The 15,819-nt window shown below is 39.8% G+C and carries 18 protein-coding genes; 3 read left to right on the forward strand and 15 right to left on the reverse strand.

From position 1 onward, the window contains the following. Positions 1 to 225 precede the first annotated feature (225 nt). Positions 226 to 594, forward strand: a complete 369-nt coding sequence (locus BABA_RS12450; RefSeq protein ID WP_007085549.1) for an SET domain-containing protein — start codon at positions 226 to 228, stop codon at positions 592 to 594. A gap of 64 nt (positions 595 to 658) precedes the next feature. Here BABA_RS12450 and BABA_RS12455 read toward each other — a convergent pair whose 3' ends face one another. The 7 genes from BABA_RS12455 to BABA_RS12480 form a co-directional block, all read right to left on the reverse strand. After that, a complete protein-coding gene (locus BABA_RS12455; RefSeq protein ID WP_040346250.1) occupies positions 659 to 1,441 on the reverse strand; it encodes a ZIP family metal transporter in 783 nt (260 codons plus the stop codon). A gap of 233 nt (positions 1,442 to 1,674) precedes the next feature. After that, the gene (locus BABA_RS12460) at positions 1,675 to 2,337 is read right to left on the reverse strand and encodes a DUF3995 domain-containing protein (RefSeq protein WP_007085551.1); all 663 of its coding nucleotides are present in this window, start codon (positions 2,335 to 2,337) and stop codon (positions 1,675 to 1,677) included. Between the two features lie 18 nt (positions 2,338 to 2,355). Beyond that, positions 2,356 to 2,736, reverse strand: coding sequence for a hypothetical protein (locus tag BABA_RS26990; protein WP_087946598.1), 381 nt, complete (start codon positions 2,734 to 2,736; stop codon positions 2,356 to 2,358). Positions 2,737 to 2,820: 84 nt separating this feature from the next. Further along, a complete protein-coding gene (locus BABA_RS26995; RefSeq protein ID WP_087946599.1) occupies positions 2,821 to 3,417 on the reverse strand; it encodes a hypothetical protein in 597 nt (198 codons plus the stop codon). Between the two features lie 85 nt (positions 3,418 to 3,502). Continuing rightward, positions 3,503 to 4,648, reverse strand: a complete 1,146-nt coding sequence (locus BABA_RS12470; RefSeq protein ID WP_157273174.1) for a HAMP domain-containing sensor histidine kinase — start codon at positions 4,646 to 4,648, stop codon at positions 3,503 to 3,505. A 192-nt stretch (positions 4,649 to 4,840) separates the two neighbouring features. Then, entirely contained in the window at positions 4,841 to 5,488 is a 648-nt protein-coding gene (locus tag BABA_RS12475) for a hypothetical protein (protein ID WP_007085553.1), read from the reverse strand. Further along, positions 5,473 to 6,033, reverse strand: coding sequence for a class I SAM-dependent methyltransferase (locus BABA_RS12480; RefSeq protein WP_007085554.1), 561 nt, complete (start codon positions 6,031 to 6,033; stop codon positions 5,473 to 5,475). Before BABA_RS12480 ends, BABA_RS12475 begins: the two co-directional genes overlap by 16 nt. A 155-nt stretch (positions 6,034 to 6,188) precedes the next feature. Between BABA_RS12480 and kynA the strand changes: the two genes are divergently transcribed. Next, the gene (kynA, locus tag BABA_RS12485) at positions 6,189 to 7,046 is read left to right on the forward strand and encodes a tryptophan 2,3-dioxygenase (protein ID WP_007085555.1); all 858 of its coding nucleotides are present in this window, start codon (positions 6,189 to 6,191) and stop codon (positions 7,044 to 7,046) included. A gap of 77 nt (positions 7,047 to 7,123) precedes the next feature. Here the strand turns inward: kynA and BABA_RS12490 are convergent, their stop codons facing one another. After that, entirely contained in the window at positions 7,124 to 8,398 is a 1,275-nt protein-coding gene (locus tag BABA_RS12490) for an L-cysteine desulfidase family protein (RefSeq protein WP_007085556.1), read from the reverse strand. 122 nt (positions 8,399 to 8,520) lie between these two features. Further along, positions 8,521 to 9,996, reverse strand: coding sequence for a protein adenylyltransferase SelO (locus tag BABA_RS12495; RefSeq protein WP_007085557.1), 1,476 nt, complete (start codon positions 9,994 to 9,996; stop codon positions 8,521 to 8,523). Between the two features lie 238 nt (positions 9,997 to 10,234). Here BABA_RS12495 and BABA_RS12500 point away from each other — a divergent pair, with 238 nt between their 5' ends. Further along, entirely contained in the window at positions 10,235 to 11,062 is an 828-nt protein-coding gene (locus tag BABA_RS12500) for a GNAT family N-acetyltransferase (protein ID WP_007085558.1), read from the forward strand. A 91-nt stretch (positions 11,063 to 11,153) separates the two neighbouring features. Here the strand turns inward: BABA_RS12500 and BABA_RS12505 are convergent, their stop codons facing one another. The 6 genes from BABA_RS12505 to BABA_RS12530 form a co-directional block, all read right to left on the reverse strand. Then, positions 11,154 to 11,804, reverse strand: coding sequence for a DUF2306 domain-containing protein (locus tag BABA_RS12505; protein WP_007085559.1), 651 nt, complete (start codon positions 11,802 to 11,804; stop codon positions 11,154 to 11,156). Then, positions 11,794 to 12,318, reverse strand: a complete 525-nt coding sequence (locus BABA_RS12510; RefSeq protein WP_007085560.1) for a GNAT family N-acetyltransferase — start codon at positions 12,316 to 12,318, stop codon at positions 11,794 to 11,796. The genes BABA_RS12505 and BABA_RS12510 overlap by 11 nt, the downstream gene beginning before the upstream one ends. Before the next feature lie 64 nt (positions 12,319 to 12,382). Further along, entirely contained in the window at positions 12,383 to 12,982 is a 600-nt protein-coding gene (locus BABA_RS12515; RefSeq protein WP_007085561.1) for a TetR/AcrR family transcriptional regulator, read from the reverse strand. 34 nt (positions 12,983 to 13,016) lie between these two features. Then, the gene (locus BABA_RS12520) at positions 13,017 to 13,661 is read right to left on the reverse strand and encodes a VC0807 family protein (protein WP_007085562.1); all 645 of its coding nucleotides are present in this window, start codon (positions 13,659 to 13,661) and stop codon (positions 13,017 to 13,019) included. Between the two features lie 169 nt (positions 13,662 to 13,830). Then, positions 13,831 to 14,805 (reverse strand): NAD-dependent epimerase/dehydratase family protein, encoded by a 975-nt coding sequence (locus BABA_RS12525; RefSeq protein WP_007085563.1) that lies wholly within the window; start codon positions 14,803 to 14,805, stop codon positions 13,831 to 13,833. A gap of 93 nt (positions 14,806 to 14,898) precedes the next feature. Further along, positions 14,899 to 15,816 (reverse strand): putative nucleotide-diphospho-sugar transferase, encoded by a 918-nt coding sequence (locus tag BABA_RS12530; protein ID WP_007085564.1) that lies wholly within the window; start codon positions 15,814 to 15,816, stop codon positions 14,899 to 14,901. Between the last annotated feature and the right edge of the window lie 3 nt (positions 15,817 to 15,819).

Here is a 15,819-nt window from a genome sequence, read left to right on the forward strand (position 1 = left end):
CAATACCCCTTTTCCCAAACATGTTAGTTACATTATTACTATACAATAAAATGAAATATTCGTACTTTATTTTGAATCCAATCGCTCGACAATCTTATTAATACGAGTGTTCATAAATTCTTTATTTTAATCAGTACTTACCCTTTTGCCTTGTTCGGCATAGATTAGAAAATAGATTGTTTTCTTATTAAATAAGACTGAATTTGAATTAACGGGTGGTGTAAAATGTTTGAAGTAAAGGAATGTAAATATGGTAAAGGGATTTTTGCTACCCGCGATATTAAGAAGGGTGAACTTATTCATGAAGCTCCGGTCATAATAGCTCCCAGGACCGAGTACAAATATTTGAAAAACACGATGTTCATGGATTACGTGTTTTGGTGGGGAAAAGATAATAAAGACTGTGCATTAGCATTAGGGTATGGTTCGCTCTTTAACCACTCTTACAAACCCAATGCATTATATAAACATGACTTTGAAAGAAAAACGATTAACTTTTTTGCCCATACACCCATTGAAGCAGGCGAGGAAATATTAATTAATTACAACTATGATCCAGATGACGATTCACCTATTTGGTTTGATTTGATATAGAACCGTATATTGCGGTAATAACCATCCAGTTATTGGATGGTTATAACGCTTTTTCAATATTTTATTAACCAAGTGCCACATCTAAAATCATCATAATCACAAATCCGATCATTAAACTGATCGATGCTAGATCTGTATTGCCATTTTCTTGTGATCCCGGGATAACTTCTTCCGCAACAACAAAGATCATCGCCCCAGCAGCAAAGCTTAGAGCGTATGGGAGAAGCGGCTGAATAAACATGACAGAAACGGCACCGATAATAGCTGCAATTGGTTCCACTAACCCGGAAAATTGTCCATACATAAAACTCTTCGTTCTAGACATACCGTCACGCCTTAATGGCATTGAGACGGCAAGACCCTCTGGGAAATTTTGAATGCCGATTCCAATTGCTAATGCAATCGCGCCTGTTAAAGAAGCGGATGGAAATCCTGCTGCGACCGCTCCAAAGGCAACTCCAACTGCTAACCCCTCAGGAATATTATGTAAAGTAATAGCTAACACAAGTAAAGTACTTCTCTTTTTTGTCGATGGATGAATTCCTTCTGCTTTTTCAATCGGTTGATCAGGATGTAAATGCGGCAGGATCTTATCAACAATTAATAAGAAAAAACCCCCTGAAAGAAAGCCTATTGCAGCTGGTAACCATACCGGGAGAGAACTATTTTCAGCCATTTCAAGAGCAGGTGAAAGCAGCGACCAAAAACTTGCGGCAATCATGACCCCGCCTGCAAACCCCAGCATACTGTCTAAAAATTTTTGATTGACATTTTTAGTTGTAAAGACCAATGCGGCTCCAAGTGCAGTCATTCCCCAAGTAAATAATGTCCCCAATAGTGCCTGCATAACAGCTGGAAGACTGACAAACCATTCCACATATATACCTCCGTAACAATTAGATGAAATAAGTTTTTTTTTATTAAAATTAACATAATCATTGCATTAATGGAACTTTTTTACCTTTTAATTACAAGAAAGAACAATACAAACATTATAGCAATCAAAATGAAGGAGGTTGTTTACATTGAACAATAACAACTAACAGGGGCCCTTAAAGGGACAACGGACCCCTGCCACATTCAAGTGAGTTTAACAATGATATAGAATACACAAAACACCGAGAGGAGAAAAACCGTAATTAAATAGATTACCATGCTCCGTCTAAATGCAGAAAGAGAAATGCCGGAAGCTAGCGCATAATGGGAAGCTGTTAACCCGGACAAAATGCCCATAATTACAAACCACGGCTCATAAAACAAAAGATCCCATAACGCCAAGCTGTGGACATCAAGTGAAATCCAGCCAGTGAAATGAATGGTAATAACATCTACTAGAAGAAGGGCTTTTGTTATGATCCCACTGATTCCATGCGCAATTAAATACGCAGTACAGGAAAGGGTAGGGATTAATATAATGAGACGGTGGATTTGTCTTCCCCCAATTAACGGCACGCATGTCGGGACTACTCTTCCCCATGGCTTGACAAGAGCAATTAAAATGAACCCGCAGGTCATGATTAAGACGCCTGCAAGGTAACTTGCCATGTACGCCCCTTTAGGATCCTCTAACTGCCCAGGAAGACCTAAAGTTCCGCCTGCCGCTTGATAAAATCGGACGAAAACGGCATATATGACTGCCCAAAGGCAACCGAGGTAAGCTGGCCATACCGCTTTCTTCGTCCATTGTTCAAATGCATTTAGCCTTTCCGTTTGAGCTTTCAAATTGTTTGTTTTTTCATTCATGTTCACACATCCTCCTTTTTAACTTCTTCCACAAGTGGAACATCGGCCGCGCCGACGATAATAGTAGGCGATCACGGCCAGCCCAAGAGCCACTCCCCATGGCACCCAAAAAATCATAGGTCCCATAGTACCCCAGCCCTGACTGAGTATGTTATTGTCCATCGGCTCAAGATGAAGTGCCGCGGCAAAGATACCAAATGTAAAGACAAAACCTGCTGCGGTTACAGCTATGGCAACAATAGAAGCAGGAATCACTGCCAGCATGATGGGTACTCTTTTTCCGCCAATGAACGGGAACCTGCGAGGAAAGACTTCACCCCATTTTTGAATCAAACCAAGTGTCAGGACACCCCCGACTATACAAACAGATCCAAAAACCCATTCCGTCATACGTGCCATCGGATTTGCGCTCGAGAACTCCCTAAGGAATTGCGGATCAACTCCTAAAGGGATATCGAGTGCCCACGCGAAGCGAATTAGGGCTTAGGGCAGGGGCGCCAGTGCGGCGATAACGGTTAACAAACGCCCCCAAAGCACCAAGAAAAAGGGTTCTTCTTCTTTATTCCGCCCGCAATATTCGCATGCATGCCGAGCTTTTCTTTGGTAAACAACAGCGGCCGTCATCCAAAAAAGCGCGCCAAGAATACAAAAAGTTTGATTCAACATTTGCCAGTTATAGTCGAATTTAAATAAAAAAGCGTAAGCCATAGCGGCAATTAACCTGGTATCAGGAGTAAAGAGGAGCAGAGCAACAGAGAACCCCCATAAATAGGCAAGCGCAAACCGCCGAGAAAAGGCCTTAAATTGTCCTTTTTGCATGACCAGGCCTATTCCAATAGACATGAGACATAGCGCGACAAAAACAATACCGCCAACTTTTGGAGGAAGATGGGTAACCATGGCGGAGAACAATCCTATACCGTCATTATTAAAAGGATATCCAGCTCCACCCCATAACCAATAAAGATGGAATGTTCCATACAGCGCCGACCATAACATGGCAGCATAACCAATCCATGAGGGCCAACGGTACCATTTTGTTTTAGCCTCTTTATTCCGTAATGACGATGTGAAATTCAACGTAATCATCCTTTTTTTTTGTTCAAAACAAATAACCTCACTTTCATCCTAATCAGTAAAGGTTAAAATGAAGGTGAGGTTTCGTTTAAATTTTGTTTAATTCGGGGTTTCCTTCTTTTTCGTACAGATAGATTTCCGTTCCCTTTGGTGAACTTGTTATTTTCCAACCTAATTGCATTTCCTGAAGCATGAGGGATACGATGGAGAGGCCGATGCCGGCTCCCTTTTTGTCTGTTGTTACATCCAAGCCGGGGCCTCTGTCTTCAATTAGAATGGCTGTTTTCCCTTCATCATCCACGATTCGGACACCGACAAACCGCCCCGACTTAGAGTGTCTTATCACGTTTTGGTAGAGATTGTCTAGGATGCGCATGAACCAATGGGGATCGATATTCCAGATCAAAGCCATATCGGGCAGACGAAAGTCTACTTTAAAGCCTTCTTTCTCAAATACCGGATACCATCCTGCCATTGATTCCCGAATGAACCGAATTATGTCAGTTTCTTTTCTTTGTAATGTGTATTTTCCGGCTGATAATAGCGTGTAGGAAAGGAGATTTTCAAGCAGATGGCTTAGGAGATCTATCTTGTTTTCAATTAAATGAAGTGAATCTTTCCCTTTGGACGACATAGGTTCTTTTTGTAATGAATAGGCAAGCCCACGAATGGTTGTAAGAGGTGTTCGTAAGTCGTGGGATATATTAGCAATCAGCTGTTTGCGGAGTGCTTCTTCTTTTTGTTCATGCTGCCTGCTTTTTATCAGTTCATCGATCATATGATTAAACGCTTTGCCTAATTCACTGATTTCATCCTTTTTATCGATAACGATCTTTTCGGGAATCCCGTTTTCCTTCGTTTCCGTCATGGCGGTTTGGAGATGAACGAGCCGTTTCCGTATCTTGAAGAAAAATAACCAAGAGACAAATAGAAAGAGGCCGAATACGAGAAAAGCATATATCGCCAAGATCTTGTCATCTATAATGGAAAGGGTCGGAAGTTTTGTAACGGAGGGCGGTATTTGGAATACCATAAATCCGTTGCTCTGCTTTCCGCCAATAAATGACACAAAGGTAATGGGATCTACATCAATTTGATTCATAAACTCAATACTGTTCTCTAAGGTCCATTGGGCCGGAATATTCTTTTGTTCGGAAAGTACCAGTTTGGTTTTGCCCGCCCAATGGATTTTTTTATAGCGGATCAAGTAGACGATCATAATCTTATCTATCACTAAAAATGAATTTTAATTTTTCGTCCACCTTTTCGTCCATATTATCTATAAGTAATCCATTCCACTCTTAAGTCGGAATTTCCTTCTTCGTCGACTAACACTCTTTTATTGAATTGCGAAACACTAGTTCGAGAATCATTCATATGCCCAACTTCAGAAAAACCCCTCAAAAACCTGCTGTTGCATCTCAAATCAAGCAGATTTTGATTCGAAATTAACCCCTTTTTGGTGAAATAAAGCGCTAATTTGCTCGAGCTGTGCAGCATTCTCGACCACTAAGAATTGGGGTTGGAATAAAGTTCTTTTCAGTTTAATTGTCAGCTTAAAGGCATTGTTTACCTTTGAATCCAGACCATATAAGGCATGCCAACGGACAATTTGTTCTGTTTCGGAATGTTTAATTTGATTGAAAGGCACAAATCTTCCATTAAGAATAATTCCTTTTTCTAAAATAAAGAAGTTGCCGCGATGGCGGATTGAGTTAATGATAACAAAAAACAAATAGGCCAAACTGAAATAGGAAGAGCCGAGCCAATCAGTAGTAAGAACCATCACCAAAAGAATTGATAACAAAACAAGGGCAGCCAACGTCCCCCATTTCACATACCGATAGGACTTAGTGTTTTTTGTAAGAGGTTCCATCTGTTTCCATTCATTCGGTATAATAATGCTTGCAAATTCATTTTCCTTAACAGGATAAAGCGCATCTGCCGAGAGATCAGCTGCTGACTTTAAATTTACTAGATTTCGAATTAAATAGTAGATGCCACCAATAAATAGAATAGTAAAAATGAAAGTTGTTAGAATAATCATCATTCCTTCCTTTACCGTTTCTGACAAAAAATCGTTTGCCGTCCCACTTGTTCATTTTCCTCAAAAAAGAGAACGATCCAATCGCCAAATTCAGACAACAGCTCCTGAGACTGCAGTTTATAATGCTTTGATACGCCTTGATTCTCGAACTGTTGTGACTGATAGAAGGTTTCCATGAAAAAATAACCCTTCTCTTTGATCATCCTTTTAACATTTGGAAATAATGAACGGTCAAGATAATACGTAATAACAACTAAGTCATAAGAATTGTCTTTCCAGTGGAGATCACCCCCATTCGTAAGGTCACATACCCTTGGATGAATGTTGAGCTTATTGATAAATACCTGTTCCTGAATATAGTTAATAGCGGCGTCCGAAATATCAATAGCCTCCACTTGGTATTTCATCTCTGCAAGGAACAAACTGTTCCCGCCAAGGCCGCAAGCAAGATCTAGCGCCTGGCCGCCAATAAGATAGGCAGACAGATCCTTTAATCTAGGATTCGGAGCAGGTTCTCTTAAGTCATTCATGCGTTCTTGATATTTCGTATTCCATTTCGTCTTACTGTCCATTTGAAACCTCCCTTATAATTATCTTATCAGTAATGTCCCATCCGATATTTACTTAAAACATTTTTCTAGGTTAAAACCTTCATTCATCCCATTAATGGCTTCCAGTAATCTAATAAGAAAAATAAAATAGACTTATATAAAAGGGGGATGAATAAATGGGGAATCTAGAAAATGGTGGGCAAAACAAGTCAACAGGGCTCGAAAAGGAAATTCAAACCGATTTTCAAAAAGACATGTCCTACAGCGATTATCTACACCTTGATGTCATTTTATCCAGCCAGCATCGGCTTTCGAATCACCATGATGAAATGCTGTTTATTATCATTCATCAAACGAGCGAGTTATGGATGAAGCTTATTCTGCATGAATTGAATGCTGCGATCCAGAGTATTTCACGTAACGAGCTGGAACCATCATTTAAAATGCTGTCGCGTGTGGCAAGAATTCAACAACAATTAATTCAGTCATGGAACGTTCTAACTACGTTAACCCCAGCAGATTATATGCAGTTTCGTCATAAGCTTGGCAGTTCATCTGGATTCCAATCCTATCAAAACCGCCTAATTGAGTTTGCTTTAGGACAAAAAAATGCCCATACCCTAGCGGTTTATAAACATCAGGTTGATCGATATGACTCTATGATGAAATCACTTCATGAACCAAGTATCTATGATGTCTCCCTCTTAGCTCTCTCCGCCCATGGATTACCTATTGATGAAAAGGTTTTGAATCGGGATTGGTCGCAAAGCTATGTTCCCAATCTTAGTGTCGAAGAAGCATGGTTGACCGTTTATCGTAATACCAACAAATACTGGGATTTATATGAGCTGGCAGAAAAATTGGTAGATATCGGTAATCAACAACAGCTCTGGCGCTTTAACCATATGTCCACAGTAGAAAGAATTATCGGGCATAAAAAAGGTACAGGCGGCTCTTCCGGCGTCACCTATCTCAAAAAAGTGCTTGACCACCCATTCTTCCCAGAGCTATTGAGCCTTCGCACAAAACTTTAAATGTTAAACACAGTCCCTAGATTATTAAGGGTGTCAGGCACCATGTGAATTTTTCACATAGTGCCTGACACCCTTTTTTATTTTTCTAGCATTAATTTTAAGATTAGTTCATCTGTTTGCCTTGTTCCTTCATTTCCAAGCTTACAGAAGCTTTCGATGCTCTTTTCGACGTCATCATGAATAAAGCCATCAGTCGATTGGATTTCTTGATGGTTCAATGCCAAAAGAGCTGATTGGACAGCAACATTTGAACAGGTTGAAACTTTCATAGCGCAGCCTGCCTTTGCCCCGTCGCAAATCATTCCGGAAACATTGCCAATGGTATTTTGAATGGCTCCCTTAATTTGCTGTAGACCTCCATCTAGTAAATACACAATGGCTCCACTTGCCCCCATTCCGGCAGCAGTAACACCACACAAAGCAGATAGACGCCCAAATCTAGATTTAATGTGAATAGTAATCAAATGGCTAAGCGCAACGGCGCGAATCATCTTTTCTTCGGATACTTGCAGCTTTTCCGCTGCCGCCACAACAGGTAGTGTGACGGCAATCCCCTGGTTGCCACTCCCGGTATTCGCCATCACCGGAAGTGTGGAACCCGCCATTCTCGCATCCGAACCGGCAGCCGCTAGAGACATCGCAGCCGTCGCCAAATCATCAGATAATATGCCTTTTTTCACATTATCTTTTATTGTTCTGCCGACATTTAGTCCGTAATTCCCAGAAAGTCCTTCTTTTCCAATAACTTGATTTAACTCTATGCTCTTTTTTATAAGTGTTAAATCATTTAGGTCAGCTTGTAAAATCCACTCATATATTTCATCAATCGTGAGCGCTTCTAATTCCTCTTCATCGGTTTGGATGCCGATATTCTCACAGCCACCTTGATACACTTCCTTACCATCCACTTCAATAAGACTGACATTACTATGATTATCAGATATAACTACCCGAGAAGTATGTTTTTCTGTTTGTAAAATTACTTCAATATATAGTCGTTTAGATGTGACTGCTTGACTGGCAGTTACATTACCCTCATCAATCAATTTTAACGCATTCCGCTCGTCCTCCAAAGTGAGCCCATTTAAAACCTCAAGCTGTTTAGCAGGATCTCCTGCTGTTGCCCCAATGGCTGCCGCGAATTCAAGTCCTTTAGCAGACATCCCTGGTATTCCGACGGATTTAGCATTTTTAATAATATTTCCACTCGCTTTTACGCTTAAGGCTTTTATTTCCCCAGAAGCATAGCTTTTGGCCGTTGCAGCCGCTAAAGCAATCGCTACAGGTTCAGTACACCCCAGTGCAACCACTAATTCTTTTTCTAAAATATCCAATATTTTATGTTTTACCATTTATGCCTCACCCGCCTTAATAAAAATCACTTAATATCGATTTTATCATTTATAATACAAGTGCGCATAAAAAATAAGAACAGCAGTAAGAAAGTTTCAAAGTTTCCCTATACACGCTATTATCAGGTACCGCAAAAGGTTCGGTAAGGACTGGTTGATGGCCCAGGCAATGTGCAGTAATCAACTTGTTCGTTGGTGTGCGCATAGGGCTTGGACAGCACAACAAGCAGCCGCTCCATTACGCTGTAGTCTCCCTGATTCACTGCCGCTTCTAGTGCTTCTTCCACCCTATGATTCCTTGGAATAACCCCGGGATTGCTCTCTCGCATCAATTGATGGGAAGAGGCTTTTGGTTCTTTCTGTCTTCCTAATCTCGCCTGCCACCGCTCATACCATCGGTCAAATTCCGGGGTTCCAAACAGAACTGTATCCTCTTGCGTCTCGAAGGTTAAGGCACGGAATGTATTGGTAAAATCTGAACGCTGCTTCTGCATCATATTCAGAAGGTCATTAATAAGGGCTTCATCCTGTTCCTCTTCGTTAAATATCCCCAATTTTGCTCTCATTCCCGCTAGCCAATTTCTTTGATACAACCCCATATAATTTGAAATTGCATCTTGAGCCTGTTTAACAGCCTCTTCCTGATTGTCATGCAGCAGAGGCAAGAGTGTTTCAGCAAATCGTGCGAGATTCCACCCGCCAATATACGGCTGATTGCCATAGGCATACCGGCCTTGCCTGTCAATGGAGCTGAATACCGTTTCTGGGTCATAATAATCCATGAAGGCACAAGGACCATAATCGATTGTCTCTCCGCTAATGGTCATATTGTCGGTGTTCATCACACCGTGAATAAAGCCAACCAGTTGCCATTTGGCTATCAAAGCAGCCTGACGCTTGATCACTTCCTGAAGAAACGAAAGATAGCGGTTCCCTGCCGCTTCAACTTCAGGATAATGACGTCCTATTGTATAATCAGCGAGGGTCCGGAGTTCCTGGACTGTACCCCATTTTGCCGCGTATTGAAAGGTGCCGACGCGTATATGGCTGGCAGCCACACGGGTCAAAATGGCACCAGGAAGGTCTGTTTCACGGATTACCGCCTCTCCGGTTGCAACTACCGCTAGACTACGCGTGGTAGGAATGCCAAGCGCATGCATAGCTTCGCTGATGATATATTCACGCAGCATCGGCCCAAGTGCTGCTCGTCCATCGCCGCCGCGGGAGTACGGAGTTCTACCAGGACCTTTGAGCTGAATATCAACACGGTTACTCGAAGGGGTGAGCTGTTCGCCAAGCAAGATCGCCCGGCCATCCCCCAACATGGTAAAATGTCCAAATTGATGCCCTGCATATGCTTGGGCAAGCGGCAAAGCACCTTCTGGAATTCGGTTGCCAGCAAAAACAGCAACGCCATTTTCGCTTTCCAGCTCCTGGTCATTCAATCCCAGAGATTTTGCCAAGGGGTGATTAAGAATGATCAAACTGGGTGAGCTTACAGGGGTTGGCTCGCAGTTTGTAAAAAATGATTTTGGTAAACGGGCATAACTGTTGTCAAAGTTCCATCCAGTTTCATTTATACCTTTTTTCTCTGTCAATAATATCACCTTGTATTCCTTCGTCTTTTTTTATGGGTTTACCCCATGGCGAGGTTTTTAGAATTGAACTTAACACTAATTTTCTGATTGTTCAAGCTAATTACCTTTTTACATCCCCCCTATTATATGTTATTTTCCCAAATTCCTTGTAAGAAAGTAGAAAATCCTTTGAGACCAAAGAAGGAATGATGGTGTATGGAAAAGAATAATATAGAAGGCTTTGAATAGGAGGAAAAGAATGTTAACAAAGAAACATTTAGTTGAAATAAAGGCACTTCAGAAAGTTTGTGAGCAAGAGGGCGGTTTTCAGTTGAAGTTGAATTTTGATATGCTTGAAAACCGGGTCGGAAATTACAAGGAAGACTTCTTCCATTATGAAGACGGTAAGCTTGTCGGTTTTCTGGGAAGCTATGGCTTTGGAGATAAGGTAGAACTTTGCGGGATGGTACATCCGGATTATCGGCGCAAAGGAATTTTTTCGAGCTTACTAAAAATGGGCATTGAGGAAGCGAAGAAACGAAATAGTAGAACAATCTTGTTAAATGCTCCAACAGTCTCACAAACCGCAAAAGAGTTAGTAAATACTATTCCATGTACATTTTCATTTGCTGAATACCAAATGAAGTGGCAGGAAACGGAATTGTCCGTAGATCCGGCCGTTATCCTAAGATCGTCTTTTTCAAAAGAGGATAGAGAAGCAGAAATAAAACTAGACGTTTTGTGCTTCGAATTTAAGGAAAATGAAGCAAAAGGGTTTGAACAGATGATAGAAGAAAACAGCAGTGACCAAAAGCTAATAATTGAAGTGGACGGAAAAACAGCTGGAAAAATGCGAGTTTCCGAATCGAATGGCGAAGCGTGGATTTATGGATTCGCTGTTTTTCCCGAATTGCAGGGAAAAGGAATTGGGAGAAAGGCCTTATCAAAAGTGGTAAAAATGGAACATCAAAAAGGGCTGCCCATTTTTCTGGAGGTCGAGGCGAAAAATGCCCATGCCCTGAAGCTTTATGAATCATGCGGATTTAGAAGCTACCATTCACAGGACTATTATTTATATTTAGATTAAGGCCATATTGTATTGCTTACGAATCAACATATACAATCAAAAGCAGCAGAATTGGATTCTGCTGCTTTTACATTGAAAATCTGGACTATCATTAATCCAGTTTGGTGGTTGGGTGTACTTGCACTTTTGTATATTTTTTGTTCTTACGATTCCGCCTTTCAACATATAACAGGTTTATTACAATTCCGAGATAGACAGCGATTGGAAATGCAATCGAGCTGTCTAAAAATAATGAAAATGGAATGACAACAATCCGAAACGTGACAAAAACCCAGGTAATCGCATAACTTCGGAGAATCCATTCCTTATGCGCCTTTATTTTTCTTTGGGTCGCCCTAATCACACCCATTGAAGTGGTCCATAACCAAAAGACATTAAGGACAAGAAAAGCAATCATCGTTCCATTCCCGCCCGTAGCCGAAAGAGAGAGATATGGAACCATTAGAATATTTATAAAAATGGCTACCGCATAAATTTTTCCCAGCATTTTATGAAGCCTTGGGTTCTGTTGGCTTTTCCTTGTCAGTTGAAACGGACCAATGGCAAGCGAGATTGTACCTAATAAAATATGCGGGTAGAAAAACCACTTCCACCTTGTCAGAGAGAAATCGTGATCCGCCATTTTCCCTTTCACCATCGGGGCGTGCTCCACTCCATTAAGCAAAAACATCATGAAAATATAAATGGTAAATAATCCAATAATTGCATACATCAATCCTATGGTAAATTTTCTATTTTTCATTTTTTATACTCCCTGCTATTATTTTTTCAAAACATAAATATGGGGCTGCCCGGAATGGAAAACGAATCATTCCCCTTTCTTGATAACCAGCCCGTTCGTACATTTTCACTGCCCCTGTATTTAAACTAAATACATCAAGTCGTATACTTGAAAATCCATTTCCACGGGCATAGTCTTCTGCAAATTGGAGCAGTTGTTTTCCATAACCTTTCCCTTGATAATCTGGATGAACAGCTAATCGATGAATTAATAATGATTTTCCTACTTCATCCTCCCATTTAAGTTCCTGATATTTTTTGCTTTCATTTGTATCAACAACGACCGCACCGATTATTTTTTTATCTACTAATAAACCAAAAAGATGGCCATTTTTAATATCTGCCTTTACGATAAATCGATTGGGATATAGTCGATCCCACTGCTTTATCCCTTTTCTCCTTAAATCGGCGGTAATGTCAGCATATAACTGAACCACTACCTTTAATTCAATAAGTTCAATCGCTTGAATTTCCATTACAGCACCTCATAACAAACCGACTGTCGGTATGTTTGTTTTTTAAAATTCCCTTACCCGGGAATTATGTTAATGTCTTAATGATGACTTTAAATATATCACTAGAATCCACATTGTCCGTCTCATCCTTGGATAAAATTTGGGTAACTCTTAGACCGTATGAAAAAGTCATCAACAATCTTGCCATTTTTTCTGCGTCAATGTTTGGTGGAATCACCCCATTTTCCTGACCCATTTTTATCCACTTCGCACCTGTTTCTTTACTATACCTATAAATATTATTTAGGATTTTTTGGACCTTCTCATTATCCTGACTTAACAAATAGATAAAAATTAAATTGCCGATATCATTTGTATTCTGCCGCGATGAAAAAAATTGGCCGACTGTGTTGAAACCTCCTTGGTTAGAGGATCCTTCTCTAATGGAACGAGTAATGTTCATGTGAAATTTTTCATTCATTTCTTCAATTTTTGATTGAAGGATCAGACCAAATAATTCATCCTTACTTTCGACATAATGATAAATGGCCCCTTTAGACAAACCTGATCTCTCAATAATATCTTTTAATGTTGTATTCCGACAGCCCTTTTCGAGGATGATTTCTTCTGTGATCGATAATATATGTTGGAAGCTTTGATTAGTGTAAATGTTTGAATGATTCATTTTATTACCTTCCTTACGTAATCTAGTAGTTGGTTTATTGAATATGGGTAAGGTGATCTAAGCGTACTTTTGCATAACGACGATATACAATGGTAAATAGAATTGCTGCTCCTATTACACTGTAAAAAATAAGTTGTGAGACGGCTAAAAAGGTGGAAATGGATAATTCATAAACAAGGATGATTTTAACGATTGCCTCACCCAATAAAGCAATTCCCCAAATGGCAGTCATAATTCTTAGGACAGTACGGAAATAGGGAATTTCCCAATTTTTCTTGAACTTACCCTTTTGTTCAGATGCATCCTCCGCACTAAATTTTATCGCAAAATGATAAATCAGCGGTTTAGAAAAGAACAGTGAGGCAATAAAAATCAGTCCTAATAATCCTGTAACCATGGATTCCCTTAATAAAATAAGTCGTTCATTTCCACCTAACACAAATGCCAATAAACTTAATATGAAGCCGGTAAGCATAAAAAGACCAAATGCATCTGCTTTTTTATATTTTACAATATGGTAAAGATTATCAGCTAAGGGGATCAATGTTGCGACTAACAATGAGACGAAGCTTGAATAGTAATTTGTCAGCAGGTTATACACTACAACAGGAACGGCACCATTAATAACCAAACTAATAACAATCATTTGGATTACTTTTCTTTTAGACGAAACCTTCACGTTTCATTCTCCTCTTTTCGTTTACTTTATATTCCACTTTTATCATACAAACCGACCGTCGGTTTGTCAATAAGATTTTTTACTTTTTTTTCCTAGGTATTTTTATCCTGCACTGCAATACCATTCAAAAGACAGTGAGAGCCTCACCGTCTCCGTAGGTTATATTCATCTAGTGGATGCCAAAGTACTTTTGATACCAAGCGATTGTACTTTCTAAACCGGTATCCAAGTCAAAGGCTGGGTGCCAGTCTAACAACTCCTTTGCTTTTTTAGCAGATAAATATGGATGTTTGCTTTCATGGCTAACTTGATGTTGAATAAACGGCCGTAAATCACTCTTCAACATGTTTATGATTCGTTCAACCACTGCCAATATCGTTTGCGGATTTTCGTAACCGAAATTAAAGGCTTCTCCAGCTAGCTTTCTGCTTTCCAGTTTTTCTGCTGCCAGTAAATGGGCTTCCACGGCATCCCTAATGTAAAAAAAGTCACGGACTATGGTGCCATCATTGCGGATCTCCGGTACTTTATTTTGCAAAACGGATTGAATGGTATAAGGAATGATTCTATTAAAATTCAAATCTCCCTCTCCAAATAAATTTCCGCATCTTATGATACAGGCTGGTAGTTGATAGGTTTGAAAATACGTGTTCGTGAGTAAATCTGCACAGCTTTTAGAAACGTCGAATGGGTATCTCCCTTGAAGTGGTAATGTTTCAATATAAGGCGTTGGGGATTGATCGCCATAGGCTTTTTCACTGGATGTGACAATGACTCGTTTAACGGAAGTTTGTCGACACGCCTCCAAAACGTTCCAGGTTCCGCGAATATTGGTTTCAAATGTAGCCACTGGATTTTGAGTTGCAAATCCTACATCAGCTTGTGCTGCCACATGAAAAACGGTATCAATTTCAAAGTCTTCGATCGATTGTTTAATGACCTGTAAATCCTCCACACTTCCATTAACAAGGTTCATTCGTTTAAAAGACTCTTCCTGTAAAATAGAGAAATGGATGTTTCTGACCAACCCGGTTACCTTTGCGCCTTTTTGAAGCAATTCTTGCACCAAATGCCTTCCCACAAATCCAGTGCATCCCGTCACAAAAACGTTTCTATGTTCCCAGAATGTGTTTAAGCCGACCATGCAAATATCAGGCCTTCCCTCAAAATTATTTTTTCTCGATTACGAATCAATTGAACCGGATCCTAAAATGAGGTTTATGAAAAATATTGATGCCTACCAATAACTTTTTAAGTCTTCCTCCGTCGCAAATCCGTTAAAACTTGGCTCATTATGTTTTATCAGGGTAATGAGTTGGGTTAGCATCTTCTGATAAATGGTGAAAACAAAAGGAGTATTTTCCGTGGTCGAGTGGATGAGTTCTGGATGATCATCCCGCTCTATTATTCTTACACCGCTGAAATGGTAAAAGATTAGCCGGAATTGATCGATATATATATGTCCATCTTTTTCCGAAAAGGTATATTTAAGATAATTCCATGGTCCAATATTTACGCCTTGAGATTCAATATCACATATAGTAGTAAATAATTTAGGCATTTCATTTAAATACTTTTGATCACCAAATATCCCTCTTTTAGGGTCTATATTGCAAGCTTCTATCGTTTTCTCCTTCCACCAGTTCAAGCAAGCAATCCCCATCTCATCGCGCTTAAAACTGATAAATCCCGAATTATATTCACCAGTTACATTTGTGACCCTTTTGATAAAATTTGGTTTCCATTCTGGTTTGTATTTTTCCTCCCTTGATAATAAGACTGAACAATTTGGCTGTTTTTTTAAAATTTTCTCAGGATCTTCCCAAAAATATAAATCTGAATCCATAAACGTTACTCGCATTACTTTTGGATACTTAGTAAGAATCTTCTCCAGAAATACGGCTTTCAAAGTCCAACAGTATTCGTGTATTTTTCGTTCTTTTTTTAAAGATACAACGGACTCAGCTAGTTCATTTTCATGGAATACATGTACTTTTTTCCAATTCAATTTATTTAGGAGATTGTAAGTTTCATCGTCAACACAGAGGACAAAAAACTGATAGTTCCCAGCTTTTACTTTATACAGGGAAGCAATCAAGGCAAGGAACTGATACAATCTACTTTTTGTAATAATAGTGCAATAAACACTTTCCAAACC

The sequence above is a fragment of the Neobacillus bataviensis LMG 21833 genome (genome assembly GCF_000307875.1).
GTDB lineage: Bacteria > Bacillota > Bacilli > Bacillales > Cytobacillaceae > Neobacillus > Neobacillus bataviensis.